The 21,477-nt window shown below is 33.1% G+C and carries 13 protein-coding genes; 2 read left to right on the top strand and 11 right to left on the bottom strand.

The features are described from left to right. Window positions 1–259: 259 nt before the first annotated feature. The 6 genes from OPR49_RS06870 to OPR49_RS06845 all read right to left on the bottom strand — a co-directional run bounded on the left by OPR49_RS06870 (window position 260) and on the right by OPR49_RS06845 (window position 17,252). Window positions 260–1,348, bottom strand: coding sequence for a hypothetical protein (locus tag OPR49_RS06870; protein WP_264688613.1), 1,089 nt, complete (start codon window positions 1,346–1,348; stop codon window positions 260–262). A gap of 212 nt (window positions 1,349–1,560) precedes the next feature. After that, the gene (locus tag OPR49_RS06865; protein WP_265027016.1) at window positions 1,561–2,016 is read right to left on the bottom strand and encodes an Hsp20/alpha crystallin family protein; all 456 of its coding nucleotides are present in this window, start codon (window positions 2,014–2,016) and stop codon (window positions 1,561–1,563) included. Window positions 2,017–2,458: 442 nt separating this feature from the next. After that, window positions 2,459–5,299 carry an ankyrin repeat domain-containing protein gene (locus OPR49_RS06860; protein WP_264951564.1) on the bottom strand — a complete coding sequence of 947 codons (2,841 nt, stop codon included), beginning with the start codon at window positions 5,297–5,299 and terminating at the stop codon, window positions 2,459–2,461. Between the two features lie 380 nt (window positions 5,300–5,679). Further along, entirely contained in the window at window positions 5,680–13,104 is a 7,425-nt protein-coding gene (locus OPR49_RS06855; protein ID WP_264711397.1) for an ankyrin repeat domain-containing protein, read from the bottom strand. A gap of 372 nt (window positions 13,105–13,476) precedes the next feature. Continuing rightward, a complete protein-coding gene (locus OPR49_RS06850) occupies window positions 13,477–14,556 on the bottom strand; it encodes an ankyrin repeat domain-containing protein (protein WP_174516910.1) in 1,080 nt (359 codons plus the stop codon). Window positions 14,557–14,651: 95 nt separating this feature from the next. Beyond that, a complete protein-coding gene (locus OPR49_RS06845) occupies window positions 14,652–17,252 on the bottom strand; it encodes an ankyrin repeat domain-containing protein (protein WP_264951567.1) in 2,601 nt (866 codons plus the stop codon). Window positions 17,253–17,769: 517 nt separating this feature from the next. On the opposite strand from OPR49_RS06845, the gene OPR49_RS06840 reads away from it, so the two are divergent. Next, window positions 17,770–17,922, top strand: a complete 153-nt coding sequence (locus tag OPR49_RS06840; RefSeq protein ID WP_174516912.1) for a hypothetical protein — start codon at window positions 17,770–17,772, stop codon at window positions 17,920–17,922. Window positions 17,923–18,123: 201 nt separating this feature from the next. On the opposite strand, the gene OPR49_RS06835 is transcribed toward OPR49_RS06840, so the two are convergent. Both OPR49_RS06835 and OPR49_RS06830 read right to left on the bottom strand, forming a co-directional pair. After that, on the bottom strand, window positions 18,124–19,044 hold the full coding sequence (locus OPR49_RS06835; protein ID WP_264951913.1) for a patatin-like phospholipase family protein: 921 nt from the start codon (window positions 19,042–19,044) through the stop codon (window positions 18,124–18,126). A gap of 4 nt (window positions 19,045–19,048) precedes the next feature. After that, window positions 19,049–19,267: a hypothetical protein gene (locus tag OPR49_RS06830; protein ID WP_264711399.1), complete on the bottom strand. Its 219-nt coding sequence runs from the start codon at window positions 19,265–19,267 to the stop codon at window positions 19,049–19,051. Window positions 19,268–19,391: 124 nt separating this feature from the next. Here OPR49_RS06830 and OPR49_RS06825 point away from each other — a divergent pair, with 124 nt between their 5' ends. Beyond that, on the top strand, window positions 19,392–19,928 hold the full coding sequence (locus OPR49_RS06825; protein ID WP_191110949.1) for an ankyrin repeat domain-containing protein: 537 nt from the start codon (window positions 19,392–19,394) through the stop codon (window positions 19,926–19,928). Here the strand turns inward: OPR49_RS06825 and OPR49_RS06820 are convergent. From OPR49_RS06820 to OPR49_RS06810, 3 genes are read right to left on the bottom strand one after another with little or no spacing between them, the layout of a single operon-like run. After that, window positions 19,905–20,873, bottom strand: coding sequence for a phage late control D family protein (locus OPR49_RS06820; protein ID WP_191110948.1), 969 nt, complete (start codon window positions 20,871–20,873; stop codon window positions 19,905–19,907). The two genes, OPR49_RS06825 and OPR49_RS06820, sit on opposite strands and share 24 nt — an antisense overlap. Window position 20,874: 1 nt before the next feature. After that, window positions 20,875–21,048: a tail protein X gene (locus tag OPR49_RS06815; protein ID WP_255586148.1), complete on the bottom strand. Its 174-nt coding sequence runs from the start codon at window positions 21,046–21,048 to the stop codon at window positions 20,875–20,877. A 10-nt stretch (window positions 21,049–21,058) separates the two neighbouring features. Beyond that, window positions 21,059–21,475, bottom strand: coding sequence for a phage tail protein (locus OPR49_RS06810; RefSeq protein ID WP_191110947.1), 417 nt, complete (start codon window positions 21,473–21,475; stop codon window positions 21,059–21,061). Window positions 21,476–21,477: the final 2 nt, after the last annotated feature.

Below are 21,477 nucleotides of genomic sequence, written 5' to 3'. Positions count from 1 at the left end.
AGATGGCGGTGAGAGATATAAGCTTTCTTATGAAGTATATAACAATGTTACAAAAAATAATATCATAGAATTCAGTAGGATTATTCCTAGGATGTTTCTATGTTCCAAAAGAGGAAACTTAAATAACAAAATAAATACCCTTTTAATATACACAGAAGGCATTCTATAGCTAACTTAAGTAACCAGATACAACTATAACTTTTATTGTTTAATAACATTTGTGCCATTCTCTCTAACTTGAGCTTATGGTTTAAAGTACTTAATGACCAAGAGCATAATTATTACTACAAATAGGTGGTCTTAGGCTTTCAAGATGACTATTTACTTTCAGCGAATCGTCCAAATCATGCTCTATTTTTTGTGTTTTTATCTCGAATTTAAATCCTAATTTTTCGCAGAATTTTTGAAAATATTCTTTAATAACATCAAACAAGTTTCTACTTTCCCCTTTATAATTTTTTAGTTCCTTAGGAATAGTAAGTAATAATTTGCCATCTTTATAGGTTACACCATCTTTACCATCTTGAGACTCAAGTACAAATTCAAGTGAAGTCGATAGATCGCATATTTTTTCTCCTGGGTTATCAAACTTCGTTACGAACACTAACATATCAGATTTTACTTTTGTACTGATTGGATCAGCACAATCAATACACATTGTTTTATTCTTGCTATATTCCCCTTTTAATCCATATTCCAAGAGTGAACTTTCAAGAATAGGGATGCTTACAGCAAATTCATACCCCGCTTGGTTACAATTAGTGATTATTTCTTCTAAAATAGGGTCATTCGGAACACTTGCTTCTGCGTATTGGAACATTTCCTTAAAGACTTCTTTTACAAATGGGCGATAGTTCTTATTCTCATCTCCTACTTTTAGTAATAGATGCAGATGCTCTCTTCCAGCATTGTAAAATCTCTCAAAATCTTTCCCATATGAGGTGGTTTTCTGATAATCAGGAATTTCAGAATTTTTGCAGTGACTTTTCCATAATTCACATAACGCATTATGTGCAAGTTCCTTTTCAAGATCCTTGAGGACTGAATCAACAAAAGCTCTACCATAATCTGTATCTATTTCTCTTTGTTTTTCTCTTGCGGTTTCACTACTGTATATATCATAACTATTAAAAAGGTTGCTTTTGCGATATTGAGCTCCTTCAATTAATGCAGAGGTTAAAACTGTATCTATAATTTTTCCATTAATAACAAAGTTCATTCTTGGAAAATCGAAATACATTGTTTCACCAGAGTTTGCTGATTTATTGCTCTCACCAGCCTTTAATTCACTAAAACCAAATTCTTTAATTTTAGCCTTCAATGTAACTATTGGATTTGCCTCACTCATACTCCCTCTTTCTTCAAAGTCAATTATACCATAAGAGTTATTAATAGATTATTGACAATATGTAAGCTTAACAAAGGCTTTACACTATCTGTATAATAAATACGCTAAGACAAAAATTTAGATCTAGAAAAGATAATTGAACTTTATTACATTCCATCTATAATAATTTAAAGTAGCAAGCCTCAAACTAGAAGCCTGCTATTACTTACTGGTTACTTTACATCAATTCTCTTGATATGTTTCTCCGACTTAGGTATGGTTACGTGCAATATTCCATCTGAAAAATTAGCAGACACTTTATCTTGCTCTACATTTACTGGAAGCTGAATAGACCTATAGAAAGATCCATAGTATCTTTTTCGATGGTAAAACTGCTTATCTTTTGACTCGTTATTACACGTCTTTTCACCCTTCACTATTAAGCTGTCGCTAGATATACTAATGTCTATGCTTTCTTTGGAAATACCTGGTAGCTCTAGTGAGAGACAATAGCTTTCTTTTGTTTCATAAAAATCGCAAGCTGGTAATAGACTACTACCTCTTCTGGAAAGCTCTGAGTCCCATCCTGTAAAGAAGCTATCAAATATGTTATCAACGGCTCTTTGTAGTCCTCTTACACTAAAGTTATCACATTTATTGTTTTTATTTGAATGAACTATATTACTCATGTTGTACCTCCTTTCACTAATATATGCATTACGTAATCATTCTACTTACTAATTTCAATCCTAAATCTAAAGTCAGAGCTTTTGTTAGATGTGAAAAGTTGTTCCAATTTACTATGACTTGATTATGAGAAAAAAATCTTATTTGGATTACCATGGGTAATGCTATAAACTAGATTAATTGTAGTACGTAGAGTTATTGCATTCCTCCCATTTCTGCGATTATTTTCTTCATCTTCATTTGATAAGTATTTTACTTTCCAAACTTACCTCCAATGATTTATTTAATATTCCCCAACTTTTAGTGCACTAAATTTGCTCATTTTTCCTTAACTTGACACGTATACTTTTTTGAATATTTCCATAAAACCTTTAAAATAATCTTTAAATTACTAAAGCCATTACTTAATGTTGAAAGTAGCTTGTTCTGCTATTTTTCCTTAACTTAAACGTACTGTACTTGAGATGTACTTGAGGTAATCACTACATTGTTAATATTAGTATTAGGATTACTGATGCTAAGAGGGTTACAAGCATCTATCAAAATTCTTAAGTCTTCGTTACTCAGGTAGCTAAATATTTTTTCAGTACAGTCATATGGTAACTCAGGAAAATTGTTAAAGAGAAAATGGAAAATTTTATTGCCTTGTTCAAGTAACTCTTTTCTTTCCATACCCTTTCTGAAATGACTTTCGACCATACTAGCATATATTGGAAATTTTGTTTTATAGTCGTCTGATTTTAAAACCTGCACTATATTTTCATTCCTCATATATATTGCTAATGAGCTTGTACCTTTTGCCAAGATATCATAAAATGAAATGTTAGGATTATTAATCTTCTCACTCTTCATCCTTGCTATTTCTTCCTCACATTCATCCTGAAAGCCACTTATTTCACCACTGATACTCATTGATAGTAAATTTTTTTCACTTACATATAAATTTGCGGTTTTCATTTTAACTATGTGGCGTTTAAGAGCTTCAGCAGTTACTTCACACGAACAGACACCACGATCAGGATCGTAATAACCATCATCATCAGAGTCATAGTTGTTGAGTTGACTATAGAATGACCTTATACCAGCCATAGCAGAATCAAGTGGTGTATGATTATTTCTACTCGTAATATTAATATCAGAGCCATATTCCAAAAGAGTTGTAACAACTTCTTCATGTCCTTCTTTAGAAGCAATGTGAAGTGCTGTTCTGCCATACTCATCTCTAGAGTTAATATCAGCACCAAATTTCAAGACAGTCTCAATAATTTCCTGGTAACCTTTTTGAGCAGCCAGGTGCAGTGGTGTTATGTCACTTTTAATTTTAGAACCAACTTTAGCACCGCATTCTAGCAATACTTTTACAACCTCTTTATGGCCTTTTTGAGTTGCAATATGAAGCGCAGTTATTCCATCTTTTTGCTTAGCGTTTGCGTTAGCTCCTTTGTTCAAGAGCATTTTGCTAATTACTTCATTTCCTTGTTGAGCAGAAAGATGGAGAGGTGTTATATCACTTTTAACTGTAGAATTAACATCTGCATTATATTCTAAAAGAGCTTCAACAACTTTCGTATATCCTTTCTGAGCAGCAGCATGAAGCGTCGTAATACCATTTTTGGTTTGAGCATTTATATTAGCTCCCTTACTTAGAAGCAGTTTAGCAATTTCTCCCTTAATATTAATATCAGGATCTTCATTAGTAAGAAATCCAAAAAAACCTTCACTCTCACTTAAAGCAGTAAAATGCAATGCTGTTCTTCCATATTTATCACTAGCGTTAATATCAGTATCGTGTTGCAAAAGAGCTTCAACGATTTCTATGCATTCCTTCTTAACAGCAATATTCAATAGCTCAGGATTATCTTTTACATTAGCTCTATTAGTTAAAAGTAGCTTGGTAATTTTTAAATCGGCATTCTCAGTAGCATAAAATATTGGAGTTTTTCCAGTTTTGTCTTGAGCATTTATATCAGCTCCATAGCTTATCAATAATTTAGCTACTTCTTCCTGTTTGTTTTTGGCTGCACTATGTAAAGGTGTAAAACCTTCTTTAGATGTTGAATTGTGTAACGTATTAACATCAGCACCATACTTCAATAGGTCTTCAACAATTTTCAAATATCCTTTTTCAACAGCAGCATGTAATAACTTAGGATTATTTGCATCTTCGAGATTAACAATAAGACCATATTCTAGAAGAGCCTCAACAATCTTTTTATACTCTTCTCCATAGCCGTGCACTGCGATTTTAAGAGAGCTTCTGTTACTTTGATGATTAATATCAGGACAATACTTTAAAACATCCTCAACAATCATTAAATATCCTTTTTCAACAGCGAGGTGTAGTGTGGTTTTACCATCTTTGTCCTGATTATCAACTTTAGCTCCATGTTGTAAGAGCAGCTTTACAACTGTTTTACGTCCTGTTTTGGTAGCAATATGAAGTGGCGTTAAATTACTATTTGTGCTAGCATTAATATCAGCACCTTTATTCAAGAATAATTTCACAGCTTCTTCATTGCCTAGTTCAGAAGCAAAATGTAGTGGCGTATATCCTTCCTTCAATGTGAAAGAATGAGTACAAGCACCATGGTTTAGAAGATCTTCGGCAATATGCATATATCCTTTCTTAGCAGCAATATGAAGAGGGGTTATACTATCTTCCCCTTTAACATCAACATTAGCACCTCTACTTAAAAGCAACGTGATAACTTCTTTACTACCTTTTTCAACAGCAAAGTGCAGTGGTGCATAACCTTTTTTCCATGTTGAAGTACACACACAATTAACATAAGCTCCATATTTTAAAAGATGCTCAACAATCTGTAAATACTCTCTCTCAGCTGCAATATGAAGAGGAGTTATACCATCATTGCTTCTGACGTTAATGTTAGCTCCACGATTTAAAAGTAGTTCGGTAATTTCCATTTTCTTATTTTCAATCGCATTGTGAAGCGGAGTTCTGCCATACTGATTTTTAGCATCAATGTTAGCACCTCTGTCTAGAAGCATCTTAACAATTTCTATGTCACCATTTATAGCAGCAAAATGAAGTGGAGTATTAGAAGGTCTTTTGTTTTTGCTGTTAACTTTAGAACCGTTTGTTAAAAGTAGTTTAGTAACCGCTGTATGTTTATTCTCAATAGCATCACGAAGTAAAACATATCCTTCTGACCATGCTTGTGAATAAGATAGTCCAAAAGAATTAATTAACTCCCTTGCTCTTTCTAGTCTTCCTTCACGAACTGCAGAAATTAAACTGTAGCTTGTATTATCATTGCCTAGCATAACTACTTACCCTCCAGATTATAACATTTTCCTTATATTAATATAATCATAAATAGATGATATATTATCCACAGTATATAATATAAGTCAAACTAGTTTAAACATAATATTTTTACTATCTTGCAGTGTTTTAGTTTCTGTAATAAATCCAGGTGTTTACATATACTCTCCTTTAACGCAATAAATATGTCTAATAGAATAAAATGGTAAACTTGTAGCTGTGATGTGGAGTATAAAGTAGCCCATGTACCAAAAATTTGTACTTTTTTCTATATCTACTTTCCTTAATTTGACTCTATGGCTTGCTGAAACTCAGATATTGTAACTGATTTAAGTATAATATTAACTTAGGTTATATATAAATATTTCAATAGTATTATTCAAAGTTTCAAACTTTTAACTCCACTTTCTATATTGACGTCTTGTAAATTTTGATCTGGCTCCTTCAGCATTTTTAACAATTTAGTTGCAATATTCTTATGTTTATTGGCTATAGCAACTTGCAATAATGTATTCCCTTGATTATTACGAGCATTTGTTACAGCTATAAACTCATCAGGTTTTACTGCTTTAAGCTTGCTGATAATTTCAACATTACCTTTTTTTGCATCTCCAAACAATTCTTCAATTAATTTCAGTAGGTTAGTAACTTTTTGGTCCTTAGAAAGATCAATAGGTATTTTACCTTCTTTGTTCTCAATGTTATAAATTGCACCATGTTTTAATAAAGATTTTACAACTTCCAAGGAGCCACCTTTAGCTGCAACATGAAGTGATGTAGTACCACTAGAAGTAGTTTTAGCATTAACAAAGTCATTTAATTTATCACGACTGATATGTTGTAACAGAACCTCAACAATTTCTTTGTAACATTTGGAAGTAGCAGTGTGTAATGGTGTATTACCTTTATTAGTAACTTGACTAACATTAGCTCCATTTGTTAGTAAGATGTTTACAATATCTATGTGTCCATTGCTAACAGCGTAATGCAACGGTGTTCTTCCATCAATATCTTTATCGTTGGCATCAGCTCCATCTTTTAACAGACGCTGAACAGTTCGTATATCACCTTTACTAGCAGCAATGTTGATATCTTTCTGCAGATGCTGGAGAACCTCTGATGCTTCGCTACCCTCAAGCTTAAATCTAAAATTAATCATCTCTATCTTTTTTAAAATATCTAAAACACTCGGATGACTTGGTCCAAAAACAGCTTTTCTTTGATCTAAACTTTCTCTGTAGACTTTAAGTGCGCTGATCCATTTCCCTTGAGCAAAAAGTACATTTGCTATGTTGTATTGAGTATTCAAGGTTTCTGGGTGATTTTGTTGTAAAGCTTTTTTCTGGATATTTAAAACCTCTTGAAAAGCTTTCAAGGCTTCATGATATTTATTTTGATTGAAGAGTACCCCAGCAATGTTATGTAACGTTCTCAAGGTATCAGCATGATTAATACCTAAAATTATTTTCTTCTTTTCAAAAACCTCTTTATAGATTTTTAAGGACTCTTCGTATTTACCTTGGTTAGCTAGTACCATTGCTATATTATTTTTGGCACTCACAGTGGCTAGATCATGTGTACCTAGTGTTTCTTTCCTCTTTTCAAAAACTGCCCTATTGATATTTAACGCTTCTTCATATTTTCCCTGTTTATCTAATACTAATGCCATGTGAAACTGAGTATTTAAGGTATCTGAATGATTTGACCCTAGTATTTCCTTTTGTCTCTGATAGACTTCTTGATAAATATTAAAAGCTTCTTCATCTTTCCCCTGTCTATGCAGCACTAAAGCGATTGTACTTCTTGTACTTAAAGTATCCTTATCGTTTAAACCCAGCATTTCTTTTTGTTTCTGAAAAATCTCTTTAAGCATATTTAAAGCTTCTTGGTAAATTCCTTGCTTATATAGCACTTTGGCTATATATGTCTGAATATCTAAAGTACCAGGATTGTCTGGTCCTAGTATTTCTTTTCTTCTTTCAAATGCGCTTCTGAAAATACTTAAGGCTTTTTGGTAATTGCCTTGATTCAAGAGCACTAAAGCTGTATCAATCTGAGCGGATACGTCACTTTGCGATATCTGCTTCAACTGCTCGACTTTTGAAAAGTTACTATGTACTGCAGCAACTACTAACGTTTTGTTCTCTCTATTACGAGCACTCATCACTGCTTTTACTGTATCAATATCCTTTATCTTATTTAGGTCATTAATAACTTGAGCATTACCATCTTTAACCTTTTTAAATGATTCACTGACTAGTTTAAATAAGCTAGTTATACTTTTATCCACAGTAAAATCTGATGGTGTTTTCCCACTGTCAGAGACAGCATTGTATACTGCACCATTAGATAATAGGGCCTTTACAACTTTTAAGTGAGAGAACTTAGCAGCATAATGCAGAGGAGTAAACCCCTTGTTACCAACCACATTAGGATTAGCTTTATTTTGTAATAGAATATTGACAACTCCATCATAGCCCTTCCATGCAGCATAATATAATGGTGTTACACTATCAGCATTTTTGGCATTAACAAACGCTCCTGCTTTAATGTAATTCTCAACCTCTGAAGAGCTATTACGTTTTACAGCCTCAAATAATTTCTCAGTTGATGCTAATAGATTGATAACGTCTTTATCGTTAGTCATTTCTAATGGTCTTCTACAAAGCTTGTCAACAGCGTTATAAACTGCACCATTTTTTAATAAAACTTCAATAACGTCTTTATAACCAAAATTAGCAGCAATATGCATAGGGGTTAAGCCATTAGTATCTTTAGCATTAACGTCAGCACCTTGTGCTATCAAATACTTTACAACTTCTAACCGACCTTTCATTGCAGCATAGTGTAGTAATGTCTGGTTAGCTGTACCAAGCTCATTAATACTCAACCCCTTGCTAAGGAAAAACTCTACGGTATCTTTATAACCTTCTCTAGCTGCAATGTGTATAGGCTTTGATCCAGAGGCATTTTTAGCATTAATATTAGACCCTTCATCTACTAGACATTTTACCATTTCCAAGTTACTTTCCTGTGAAGCAATGTGCAGTATAGTCCAATCATCATTGCCTTTAGCATTCATATCTACTTTTTTATACTGCAGTAACATTTTAACCACTTGCAAATGACCATGTGCAACTGCTAATTCTAAAGGTGTTCTGCTCTTATTGTCCTTAACATTAACTTTTGCTCCATTACTTAATAGGACTTCAATAACATTAACATGACCGTGTCCTGCAGCTATATGTAGTGGAGCACCTTCAACATTTACAAAGTTAACGTTAGCCTTGTTTGCTATCAAAATTTCAGCAACTTCTTCATGGCCTTCTTGTGCCGCAAGATATAATGGTGTTGTACTATTAATAGTCATAGCATCAACATTGGCTCCCCTTGCTATCAGAGCATTTACTATTTCCTTGTGGCCTCTTTTAGCAGCCAAATGTAATAGTGTAGCATCTTCAGGACCTTTCATATTAGTACGGGCCTTGTTTTTTAGCAAAATCTCTACAATATCCCTATAACCAGCGAGCACTGCTAATGATAAAGGTTCACCACCTTCTGCATTAACACTAGCTCCATTTTCTACAAGAACTTCAACGATTTCCTTATGATTATGCTTAATAGCAGAAAGCAATGGTGTTAGGTTGTTACTCTTAACATTAACATTGGCTCTATTTGCTACCAAAATTCCAACGATTTCTTTATAACCTTCCTCCACAGCTACATGTAATGGTGTACTACCTGCAATACCTTCCATATTAACTTTGGCTTCATTTTTTATTAAAAGGTTCACAATATCTTTGTGACCCCCTACAATAGCTGCATGTAAAGGTGTAAGACCATAATTAGCACTAGTATTGACTTCAGCTTTACTTTTGATTAGAAAAGCAATAGCGTCTTTATGTCCACTTAGAGCAGCTACATGCAATGGCGTCATGCCATCATTAGTTCTAGCATCAACTTCAGCTTTATTTTTTATTAGAAGATCAATAATATCTTTGCTACCATTCATCGCAGCTGCATGTAATGGTGTACTACCCTTAATGTCTTGAGCTCTAACTTCAGCTTTATTTCTTATTAGGAGTTCAATAATATCTTTGTGACCTTTCAGAGCAGCTACATGTAATGGTGTTAGATTATTATTGGCTTTATCATTGATTTCTACTCCATTTTTTATTAAAAGCTCAGCAACTGCCTTATGACCACTCTCTGCTGCATAGTGTAATGGCGTAGCATTATTTTTATCTTTAGCGCGAATGTTAACCCCATGCTCGAGAAGAGCAACAACTATCTTCAAGTGGCCACTCTGCACTGCAAAATGTAGTGGGGTTATACCTTCCACAGTGGCAATACTAGCATTTGCCTTATTTGTCAGTAAAGCCTTAACAATTTTCTCATGTCCATCTTTTGCTGCGTAGTGCAAAGGTGTGTTATTATAGGTTTTGTCAACAACATTAACATTAGCTCCATGCTTCAATAAAATATTAGCTATCTTTTCATGACCGTTTTCTATTGCATAGTGTAATGGTGTACAACCATCTATAACTCTGGAGTTAACATCGGCTCCTTTGAGAATTAAAGCATTCACTACTTCTAGGTGGCCATTTAGTGCTGCTGTATGTAATGGTATTCCCTCCTTATCGTTTCTTGCATTAACATTTGCCTCATTTTTCAGTAAAAAATTAACTAGCCCTAGATAACCACTTTCTGCAGCTATATGTAGTGAAGTAAAGCCACCCATAGTTTCGTTGATGTCAACATTCGCTTCTTTTTCTAGCATAATCTTAGCAACATCAATATGATTGTTTTTTATTGCATAGTGTAAAGGTGAAAAACCAGCTATATCTTTGGTATTAGTATTAGCATTATTTTTTAGTAGAATTTCAACAGCATCTTTGTGACCATTTTTAGCTGCAATATGTAGTGATGTTTTGCCACTATTATCTAGATCATCAACATATACACCTGTTTTTCCTATAAAAAATTCCACAATATTTTTCCTTCCATATGCAGCAGCAATATGTAGTGGGCTTTGACCATTAATATCTTTAACATTAACGTCTAAATTTTGATTAAGAACAAATTTTATAATTTCAAGACTAGGTCCCTTAGCAGCAAAATGTAATGTAGTCCATGAGTTAATACTTCTAGCATTGATGTCTGCTCCTTTTTTGAGATAACTCTTTAAGTCTTCAAGATTTCCTTCTTCCAACGCAGCAAACATTTTTTCCTGATTAGTAATAGTGATAAGGTTTTGATCGTATTTATCTTTCAGCTTGGAAGGATCATCTCTTACCGACTTGCCAATTTTCTTCTTACTTTTTATTACATTTTCTGAAATAAGTTTTTTAGCGTTCAAGATAACTGCTATTGAGGGATCAGATAACAATACATCAACTAAGGTATTATCGTGTGCTAAATGATTACGCAAACATTTTCCAGTTAATAAAGGAGTGTTATCATCTAAAAAAAGTAGATTGTTTTCTAGATGCTTCTCTGATCTACCTAAAATTGACATTATATCCAGAACAAGCATTTCTACTACTGCTTGCAACTTTTTATTCCTCTTGTAGGAAGGAAGCTTTTCAGTTAACTTGCCACTTAATGCGTTATTCCTCAAAATACTTTTCAGTTCAGATAACTTCAGTTCAAGCTGGTTATTGTATTTTTCTTCTGTTATGTTGTAAGCCTTCCTTTGTTTATGTATAGGAATAAACGAACCTTTCTCATTCAACTTGTTTCTTAATTCCTCAATCCATTTAAGGTCACCTGTTCCAAGTTCAGCAATGTAAAAAATCTCACAAGTTAATCTATTTACTTTATCAAGGTTGTCATCCTGTATTCTTGACCTAACACTATGAGAAATTTTCATTGATAGTTCGGCTATTTCTTTAAGATTGTGAGACTCTATTTGGGAAGGAATATTCTCTAGTGTTTTATTAGCAAAGAATTTTATTCCTCTAATAACATTATGGTCAATCTTATTGTCATTCAAACCAACATCTAAGCTCTTTAATGATATAAACGCCGTAACATAATCAGTTCTGATATTTTTTGATTTAGTTTTTGCAAAATTGATTATGTTATCAATTTTATTAAACAGCTCCTTTTCATAATTCGTCTTTTCAGTTATATTATTGCTTAATTCTTTTATGAGTTTTTCAAGCTTATCATGTTCCATCACTTTAAAACTCTCTGTAATCATTTCATCTAATTCAACGTTACTAAATATTCCAGCAACTTCTTTTATCTCGTCTAAGTTTTCACCTCTGGTAATTTTCTTTAGCAATATTATGACTATTTTAATCTTGTTATTGTAAAGAATATCAGTAATTACATTATCGATTCTTTTAGTATCATTTTGAACACCAATAAAAAAGTTAACATCTGTATTTTCCTCAATCTCTGTTCTTTTAGAGAGCGAGTAAGCATGTGATAGTGAGTTACGTAAATCTATAATGACTTCTCTTGTGTTCTTTGGTAATGATAGTAGAAGAAGCTCGCTTGTAGTGCTAGATAACTTGGGAGATTCTAGAGTGTTTTTTAAATATTCACCAATAACCTGTAAAACCCTTGTAATAATTAACTGTCCTTCCCTTTCTTTAGGATTAGCTGATAATGCCAACTTTATATAATCACTTATTTTCTCTAAAGAATGAATATCCCTAATTTGTTGATAATCGCTATACAACTCTCCAAATTGAGGATAATTGCTAACGATCTCTGCAACAACCCTCTCACGTTTTAACTTCGGGAGATCAGCAAATTTACCAATGTCCACACCTTCTATAATATCTTTTTCTTCTTTAAGTTTCTTTGCAAAATTTTCCAAGTGGTCTAGTATTTTACTTTTATTCAATGTGGCATTATAGAATAGATTCATTTCCTGTCGTTTTATGTGAGAAGAAACAAAACTGATCAAACAAAATTCCATTTCTTCCCAAGGTAGTCTATCGTAGGTTGATTTCAACTGCCGCTTTAATATATGAATATTTTGTGCAATAAATTTTGCTATGAATAAAAACTTTTCATCTACTTTTTCTGTGTTTGAATACTCTGCCTTTAACAGGCTAATATTTTGAAGTACTAACTCAATCCGCTCTCTTATGTTATTAAGATAACTCTTCACATTCTGATCTTGTCCAGAAGCACTAGAGAAAAAACGGAGGTTTATCAACTTATTTTCAACAAAAATTTCTATCTCTTCTGACAAGAATACGTTCTTTAGTTTTAATTCCTCATAAGCTCGTGAAAGAATTTCATCTAATTCCCTGAAATGAACAGCAAAATAATTACCTGGCCATTTATTAATGAGTGTATCAAGAAGTTCAACATTACCTGAACGTATAGCATAATAAAACGCATTATGGCATGTTTCATCCTCATCATCTGGTAATATAGTAGTTTCTCTGATGCCAACAGATAAATTACTGAGAATTTTACTATTATTGCCAAGTAGGTATTCTAAAATCTTTACCTTATTGTGTTTACAAGCTAAGATAACTAAGTTAGTACTCTTAACAGGATTGTTAGCATTATCATAATAGTCTCTCAAAGTTACTTGATCTTCTGCATCAGTTATGTAATCAATAAAATTGCTTAATTTTTTTAAGCTGTCGACATTACCATCTGATATTGCCTCTTCGAGTTCAGTTAAAACCAGGAGATAAAGTTCTTCAGCTTTTGCTTTTCTGCGGTAGAGCTTTTTATATTCTCTAATAAACTCCTCTTTTGATGTGTAAGAACGTGATAAAAACTGTTTATCTTCTTGATAAAAACTGGTTTGTTGTTTAGGTACATGCATAAACCCTCTCTGAGATATATTTACACCAGTATTAGAATAGCAAAGTTTACTTAATATGGCAAAATTTAAAATAGCATCTTTTGTTAATAAAATATTTTTGAGAGAATATCTACTAATCCTGCAATTTCAGGACGAAAAGCCTTCACAACATTTGATTTTGGGTGTGGGAAATGTGTTGGTTGTTTAAATTTTTAGTAACACCTACTAATAATAACCCGTTTGAAAACAACAAAGAGAAATGATGATCAACTTACATAAAAAAGCACTAAGTTTAGTGTTTTGGCATTATAGCAATCTCTTATGTATCACCTCTCTGGAACCATACGACTAATTGTTGTTCATAAAAAACTCTAGTACTGACAAAAAATGTATTTATTCTAATCTTGCACGTTTGGTATCATTACTTATAGAAGTTTCATAAAGTCTTGTACCAGGCTCTACGAGATTATTTAAGGAACTTAAAGATTGAAAAGTACGTTTATTGGAATCATCAAACGCTACTATAAAGTTTAACAAGTTATCATTAGATAGATATTCAGTTATATTATATGTAGAATCATGATCCAGAATAATTTTCTTTTCTTTGGCATCTTGATCTGCCACATCTAATTTAGTATAAAATTGTATCTTACTTAACTTATTTAACAAATCTGCTCTTTCTAAAAAAGGTTTTACCTTATCTAATATGATATCATTATATATAGGATAGCGTATGGAATAATCAATTTTTGCTAGTCTTACAGATAATTGATTATTATATAGTACATGTATGTTGAAATTATTTGTAACAAATTCATATAGTGGAAGGCTATCTTTTATTTCATCTGTTTTCATTTGAAGAATTTCACAAACACAGTCATCTAGATAACTTGATAATTTACTGTAATTACTGCATCCTTTATAAGGAGATAAGTCAATAATTTTTCCGTAATCCTTATTGAAGTTCCTTACTAAAGTAAATTTAATCAACAATTTAGCGCATGCTAGATCACTTACAGCGTTATCTAAAGATGTGGAACAATTATCATAAAGCCGTCGTTCACGATTTCTTATATTAATATCAGCTCCATATTCTAATAGTTCTTTAACTACTTCCAGATTTTTACCACTTTTTTTTACAGCATGGTTCAGTGCAGTATTGCCTTTACGGTTTGTTGCATTTACATCAGCACCATGTTTCAGAAGTTCTCTAACTAATTCTAATTCCTTCCCCAGTGTTATAGCAGAATGTAGTGGAGTTTCACTATACATGTTTCTTGAATTGACTTCGGCACCACCTAACAAAAGCTCTTTAGTAATTTCTACACTACTAGTAGTATGAAGTAACGTATCTCTATTCCTTTCTACTCTAAGGTTAGCATTAGCACCTGCAGACAAAAGAGCTTTAACTTTTTCTAAGTTTCGTTCATAGACTGCTTTTTCTAATTCTTTGTTAATATTATTATTTAGCATATTTTTAAAATCCTCCTAAATTTCACTATTTTGTAACAAAATTTTTGTATATTTTCTAGATCTTGGCACCCTCATTAGAGTTTCATTTAAGAGAGCTATAACTTTAAACTCTTTACTCGATTTTCTACGCTGACATCTTGTAAACTCTGATCTGGACTTTTTAATATTTCTAATAATCTACTTGCAAGGTTTGAGTGTTTATTGATTACTGCAACCTGGACTAATGACTTGCCTTGATCATCACGAGCATTTGTTACAGCTACGCGCTCATCGGGTTTTATTGCTCTCAGCTTACTGATAATTTCAACATTACCATTTTTTGCATTTTCAAATAGCTCTTCTACTAATTTCAATAGGTTAGTAATATTCTGGTCTCGAGAAAGATCAAGTGGTGTTTTACCTTCTTTATTCTTGATGTTATAAATTGCACCATGTTTCAACAAAGATTTTACAGCTTCGAAAAAGCTATTTTCAGTAGCAACATGCAACGATGTAGTGCCTTTAACTATTGTTTTAGCATTAATAAAATCACTCAATTTATTGTGGCTTACACGTTGTAACAAAGCTTCAATAATTTCTTTATGACCTTTGGAAGCAGCAGTGTGTAATGGTGTATTACCTTTGTTAGTAACTTTAGTAGCATCAGCTCCATTTGCTAGCAAGATATTTACAACTTTTATGTGCCCATTATTAACAGCATAATGTAATGGCGTTCTTCCATCCACGTTTTTCGAATCAATTATTGCTCCATCTCTAATGGAACTCTCAATTCCTAAATAATTATTATCTTCTATAGCCTTAAATAACTTCTCAGTCAATTTTAGTAATTTTATAACTTCTGGGTTTCCTCTTCTTTCTGCAAAGTGTAATGGTAAAACATATCTACCTCCTTCAGCTCTAGCATTAAAGTATGCTCCGCTCATAAGTAGAGACCTAACTATATCTAAATTACCAATTTGTGCCCCTAAGTGTAAAGGCGTAGCATTTTTATCCATTTTTGCATTAACATCCGCTCCATTTATAATAAGAGTTTTAACTACCTTAGGATGACCATATTGAGCTGCAAGATGTAGGGCTGTGCCTTTATTTTGATTTTCTTTTACATTTACATCAGCACCATGTTTCAATAGAACGGTTGCTATCTGATCATAACCTTTTTCTGCTGCAAAATGTAAAGGAGTCCAATTTGTGTGATCTAAAGCATTAATATCTGCTTCCTTTTCTAAGAGCAATTCAACCACCTCTAAATGATCATGGTCTACTGCAAAGTGTAGAGGTGTAGTACTTTTAACTGTTTTAGCATTAATGTCTACTCCTTTATCAAGCAAAGATTTAGCAACTTCTAAATTACCATCATATGCTGCACAATGTAGAGGAGTCCAACTTCTGTTATCTAGAGCATTAATATCTGCTCCATTTTCAATCAAGAAATTCATTATTTCCAAGCGATTATGTTCTGCTGCCAAATGTAGAGCTCTTCTACCATCATCCATCTTTGCATTTATATTTGCTCCTTTTGCAATTAAGCTCTCTACTATTTTTAAAGAAAAACCATTATATGCTGCATTATGTAAAGGAGTCCAATTCTGATCATCCACGGTGTTAATGTTTGCTCCATTTTTAATTAAAAAATCACTCACCTCGAAATGACTTTGCTGAATTGCTAGATGCAAAGGTGTAAAACCTTCGTTTTTTTTAGCATTAACATTGGCTTTTTTCTCTATTAGTAGCTTCACTACTTCTAAGTGACCATTCTGAGATCCTATATGTAAAGCTGTGGAATTATCGTGGTCCTTAGCATTAACATCAATTCCCCTTACGAGAAGAAGAGACTTAACTACTCCAAAGTGATTACGTTCTGCTGCTAAATGTAGAGGTGTAAGATTCTCATAATCCTTAGCATTAACATTAGATTTTGCTTTTAGTAAAATGTCTACTAACTCTAAAAAGCCATTTTGAGACGCTAAATGTAGAGGTGTAATCTTATCATCTGTTTTTGCATTAACGTTTGCTCCCGCTTCAAGCAGAACTTTAACTATATCTAACCTACCAGTTTGTGTTCCCAGATGTAAGGGTGTAATGTTTGCATCAACTTTATGATTACCTATGCCTGAAGATCCAGCGTTAATATTAGACCCTTGTGAAATAAGAGCTTTAACTACTTCGAGGTTACCATTTTGTACTGCAGAATGCAAAGGTCTTGCTCGATCATTATTTACAGCATTAACATCTAATCCCTTTTCAATAAAAACATTTACTATATCTAGATGACCATTCTCTGCTGCTAGGTGTAAAGGTGTATTAAGTTTATCTGTTTTAGTACTAAGATCTGCTCCATTTGCAATCAAGGTGTTGACTATATCTAAATATCCTTGCTGGGATGCAAAACTTAAAGGTGTAAAGCCTAGAATGGTCTTATGGTTTACATCTGCTCCATGAGTAATAAGAAAGTTAACCATCTCTAAGCGATTTTTTGCAATTGAAAAATACAGTGGCGTAAAGGCATCGTACTTAATCTCTGAGTTAATATCTAAACCCTCTCCTAATAAAGTGTTGACTAAATCCAACTGACCATTTCCTGCTGCTAAATGTAGCGGCGTAAGACTAAGATGTTTCTGAGTTTCATAGTTTTCATTTAAAAACTCTACAAAAAATTGCAGCTGATCCAGATTATTAGATATTCTATTAGTAAACATAAAGGCCTCGCATGAAGAATTTATGTAAAATATAGTATCTACAAGTTTTTAAGCAAGATAAATCTTCTTCTTAAAAAAGATACTGTGATCCAATCTGTGTGCTTATAACTTTTTTATTTGATCATGAGTGATCAGCTGTCTCAGCTGCAATAGAGACACCTGCCTTAAGTAGTTACATCAATTTTCTCTGTTTTTGCCCCTTTTTTTTCTGATGAAGATGTCTTCATTCTTCTCAGTAGCCAACATTCTTTTTAAAGTATAATCGTTACGTGCACCAAAGCATTAATAATTATACACAATTGTGAAGAAATATTCAATCTTTTTATTGTTTTGAATGTGTTGATGAAAAAAACGTCTGTCAGAGATCATCTGAGAATTGCATTTTAGGCTTTAGATGTAGAAGGGGTCTTATCGTCTTTTTATAAATACTCTAAAAATAGGCTTAAATCGCCAAGAGATGGATATCATGAATTTAGTAGCGTAAAAACATCAAAGATACCTCATATCATAAAGTTTAATGTCAACATTTGGTGCAACATTCCTGATTTACAAAGCAGAGTCAATAAAGGTTGCAAATAATCTACTTATGTTGGACGTTTCTGTTAATGCTATTTCTAAAATAACAGATTTATCTATTGAGGAACTTGAAAATCATGCTTCCAAAACTTAACCTGAATTAAAAGCAACATTAGTTTACTGATTTCTACACAATATATTAAAATACCAACAAAGGTGATTACATAATTAATTATCTGCATTACTGGATGAAATTCTTGTGCTTCTGTATTCAATATATAATATTAAAAAAATATTTTAGTAAATTTATTAAAGTAGATACTAGAAACTCGCTTATTTTGTTTTTCTAGCTCAGTTATAGTTTTCGATTTTGCTTGCAGAATTTGTCTATCACTTTCTGGTTATCCTCTATCATTTTACTTGCCTCTTGCTGAAGAAATTTGATATTTCTGAGTGTAATATTGTCCATCTCAGTCGATGCTACTTTCAATTGCGATTGTATTCTTATGTATTTATCATCTATTACTTGTTCTAGTTGATAATCAACGCAATCCAATCCAGAAGCGAACATCACATTCAGTAGTGGCTTGATCCACCCTATTTTGCCAAATTTCCTTGAGTTAGCATACTTTATACTTCTATCTGTTCCACCAGTGCCTATTGATAGCAGTATAATCTCATCATTTGGAAATAATCTCTTGCCACTTGCATATGCACAAGCTGCTGGATTATTAGCAAACACTCCGCCATCTATCAACACTCTCTCTGTTTGGCTAATTTTCAGACGTTTTGGTGTAAAGTACGTTGGAGCAGCTGTTGTAGCTCTGAGTGCATCTTTCAACTTAATGTTTTTTTCTTTCCAACTTTTGAAGAAAAATTCACAACTATTGTGAATGTCATAACTGGTGAGCAGTAGATTACTTGCAACATCGGCCATAGTACTTTCACCAAAGTATTTGTTGAGAATAAATTCCATATTTCTATACGAGTACTGAGAACCACTCAGCCAAGAAGCAATTGATTTTCTCCAAAATGATGATTGAAAGATATAAGCTCCATACTCTTGGTAAAGTCCAACTAAATCATTGGCAGAGTATTGAGGTTTATTGCTTTTACAAAGTCCAGCAACAATAATCCCACCGGTTGAGGTTCCTGCCATTAAGTCAAAAATCTGGGAAATTGGCTTTCTTGTTCTAGATTCAATTTCTGCTAGAATAATGGCAGGAATGATTCCTCTAATTCCACCTCCATCAACAGATAAAATATACTTTGCCACTTTTTTATTTTTGTCTCTGCTCAAGTTCATTAACTTCCTCAGCAAGGTTTTTGACCCTTTCTTCAAGGCGATAGATGATTTCTGTAGTCCTTTGATTTTGCTCTATAAATTTATCATGCATATGCACTCTTAAGTCGAGCTTAGCTAGCCACCAGATCAATGCTATTGTTTGTATCACCATAGTAGCAATTACTGCCATAGGAATCTTTCCTGTGTTTGTCATCTTTTTTAAAGGAAAAGTTGTATATATACATATACAAGATTCATCAAAAATACGTCCAAAAAATCTTTTCTAAAATAAAGTTAATTAGTTGCACTAAACAAGCGATGTAAATAATATAATCAACATGAAATCTAGCCTTTTTTGGAAATTGTTAACAAGTTCAATAATACCGATGATATGCGTTATTGTTCTGTATCAGCACTTTAGTACAGACCAATTATCAAAAGATGTGCCAATAAAAAGTAAGGCAAGTGGCAATGATCTGGAAACATTATCTACTGCAGCTGAAAAATGTAATTTAGATACTGTAAGATCCTTAATAAAAAATGTAGTAGATATCAATGCTACTCATCATTTTGGTGCAACATCATTACACTATGCTACAAGCGGAGGCTGTTTGGAAGTTGTAAAATTTCTAATTGAAGAAGGCATTAATGTAAACACTACTGATGCTTTTGGCTGGACAGCTTTGCACTATGCTGCACAGGAAGGACGCTTGGAAATTGTTAAATTTCTACTGAAAAATGGAGCAAATCCTCTTGCTAAAAACAAAGATAAAAAAACTCCTTTAGATCTTGCTGTAGAGGAATTAAACAATAATAAAGAAAAAAAAGATATTTATGAGGAAATTATCAATTTATTTTCCCATAACTGCTGTTAATATAGTACGATAGCCAAGGTTATCAATTACATGCTCAGCCCTATTTATTATCCATTTACCATAAACTCCTTTGCGAAATCCAGAAAGATTAATCTTTGCTTCAGCAAATAATTCAGGATTTCCTGGCATTGTGACATTGAGTGTTGCTGCATTACTCATCAGCTGATTCAACTTCGCAGATGCTGCACTTTGTGCCAAATCACTACTTGCATAAATATCTCGCAAAATATAGCTTGGTTCTTGATCACCTACTTTTTCCGTTATTGTCTCTGCTTTTTCATAATCATACCAGTAAGCAATAACCGAGCCATATTGATTACGCTCATTAAATTTTACTTTCCAATTTGTAATATCTCTAGGTGTTAAAGTAATAGTGCTTAAAGTTTTTCCGGTAACTGACTTTGCTTTTCCTTTTGAAACAAACAGTAAATACCCTCCAGCAGGTTTTGCTATTGCTCCATAAATTTGAGCAAGCCTGGTTAAAAAATGCATATCGCTCTCTGCAGTCTGATCAATATGTGATATCATGATATTTGCAAACTCTGCAGCAACCTTAGCTTGATAGCCATGTTTGTCTGCAATCTTTTTTACCAAATCATTTAAGGTGATTTGATGCCACTCATTAAACACTTGTTCCTTTAATGACTCTTTTAGATCCGCTGCATGACTCTTGATTTTTAGTCCTTGTGGCGGGCCTTGTAGCGTAATTTCATTCACTATGTAATCTCCCATCGGCACAATGCCAGTTTCTTTATACCCAAGTAAAATATTTAGCTTTGCCCCAGTTCTAGGAATTTCAAATAATGAATCACGGTCATCAAGATGAATTACAGCAGTATCACTTATTACTCCAGCTTCATCAGTAATATGCATTGATACTAACCGACTTTTTATCAACTCAGTGATTAAAATTCCCTCTACTGAAATACTAAAGTCTGGTGTCATTTTAATCCCATAGTTTTACTACTTGCTTTTGTGTCTCTTTTTGAATAACAGGAAGTTTAATGATTAATCCTGCAGGAAGAAGTTCGTACTCTGAAAGCCCAGGATTAGCTCTTAACACAATCTCAACTGCTCCTGAGCTGAATCCATAGTAGTTCCAGCAGATTAAATCTAACATATCATTTTCCTTAGTTTTGTAATATATCATTATCAAGTTGTATATCATCAACTGGATTATTTAGTGATCCGTCTGACAACACGTTATCATAGTGCTTCAAACTTAAGTGAAACTCAATCTTTCTTGCTTCACCATTTGGAAAAAAATATCTCTGCGTTTCTTCTATTTTCACAATAACAAAATGGCCTAAAATGTTACCTTGGCCATCAATGAGTAAAAGAGGTTTCGATAAATTTCGCATATTATTTATTTGCCCCAGTCCTCCTGAATAGATTACTCCCGCAAGCTCAATAACGTCCTCTCCAGGACCAATACTTTGAAGTAATGGCTTTTCTCCAATACGCTCAAGTGCAGGCCAGCGATATTCATTCCTGCGTGTGAAACCTCGCTCAGTTAATGAAAATCTATATGGACCAAGAGACAGCATAA

Source organism: Wolbachia endosymbiont (group A) of Bombylius major, assembly GCF_947251895.1.
GTDB lineage: Bacteria > Pseudomonadota > Alphaproteobacteria > Rickettsiales > Anaplasmataceae > Wolbachia > Wolbachia pipientis.
This window is presented reverse-complemented; position numbering and strand designations above follow the sequence as displayed.

What these genes read in the sequence shown, in the direction of transcription:
- OPR49_RS06870 (WP_264688613.1), bottom strand. Translation starts at nt 1,348, where the DNA reads ATGAGTGAGGCAAATCCAATAGTTACATTGAAGGCTAAAATTAAAGAA.
- OPR49_RS06865 (WP_265027016.1), bottom strand. Translation starts at nt 2,016, where the DNA reads ATGAGTAATATAGTTCATTCAAATAAAAACAATAAATGTGATAACTTT.
- OPR49_RS06860 (WP_264951564.1), bottom strand. Translation starts at nt 5,299, where the DNA reads ATGCTAGGCAATGATAATACAAGCTACAGTTTAATTTCTGCAGTTCGT.
- OPR49_RS06855 (WP_264711397.1), bottom strand. Translation starts at nt 13,104, where the DNA reads ATGCATGTACCTAAACAACAAACCAGTTTTTATCAAGAAGATAAACAG.
- OPR49_RS06850 (WP_174516910.1), bottom strand. Translation starts at nt 14,556, where the DNA reads ATGCTAAATAATAATATTAACAAAGAATTAGAAAAAGCAGTCTATGAA.
- OPR49_RS06845 (WP_264951567.1), bottom strand. Translation starts at nt 17,252, where the DNA reads ATGTTTACTAATAGAATATCTAATAATCTGGATCAGCTGCAATTTTTT.
- OPR49_RS06840 (WP_174516912.1), top strand. Translation starts at nt 17,770, where the DNA reads ATGTCAACATTTGGTGCAACATTCCTGATTTACAAAGCAGAGTCAATA.
- OPR49_RS06830 (WP_264711399.1), bottom strand. Translation starts at nt 19,267, where the DNA reads ATGACAAACACAGGAAAGATTCCTATGGCAGTAATTGCTACTATGGTG.
- OPR49_RS06825 (WP_191110949.1), top strand. Translation starts at nt 19,392, where the DNA reads ATGAAATCTAGCCTTTTTTGGAAATTGTTAACAAGTTCAATAATACCG.
- OPR49_RS06820 (WP_191110948.1), bottom strand. Translation starts at nt 20,873, where the DNA reads ATGACACCAGACTTTAGTATTTCAGTAGAGGGAATTTTAATCACTGAG.
- OPR49_RS06815 (WP_255586148.1), bottom strand. Translation starts at nt 21,048, where the DNA reads ATGTTAGATTTAATCTGCTGGAACTACTATGGATTCAGCTCAGGAGCA.
- OPR49_RS06810 (WP_191110947.1), bottom strand. Translation starts at nt 21,475, where the DNA reads ATGCTGTCTCTTGGTCCATATAGATTTTCATTAACTGAGCGAGGTTTC.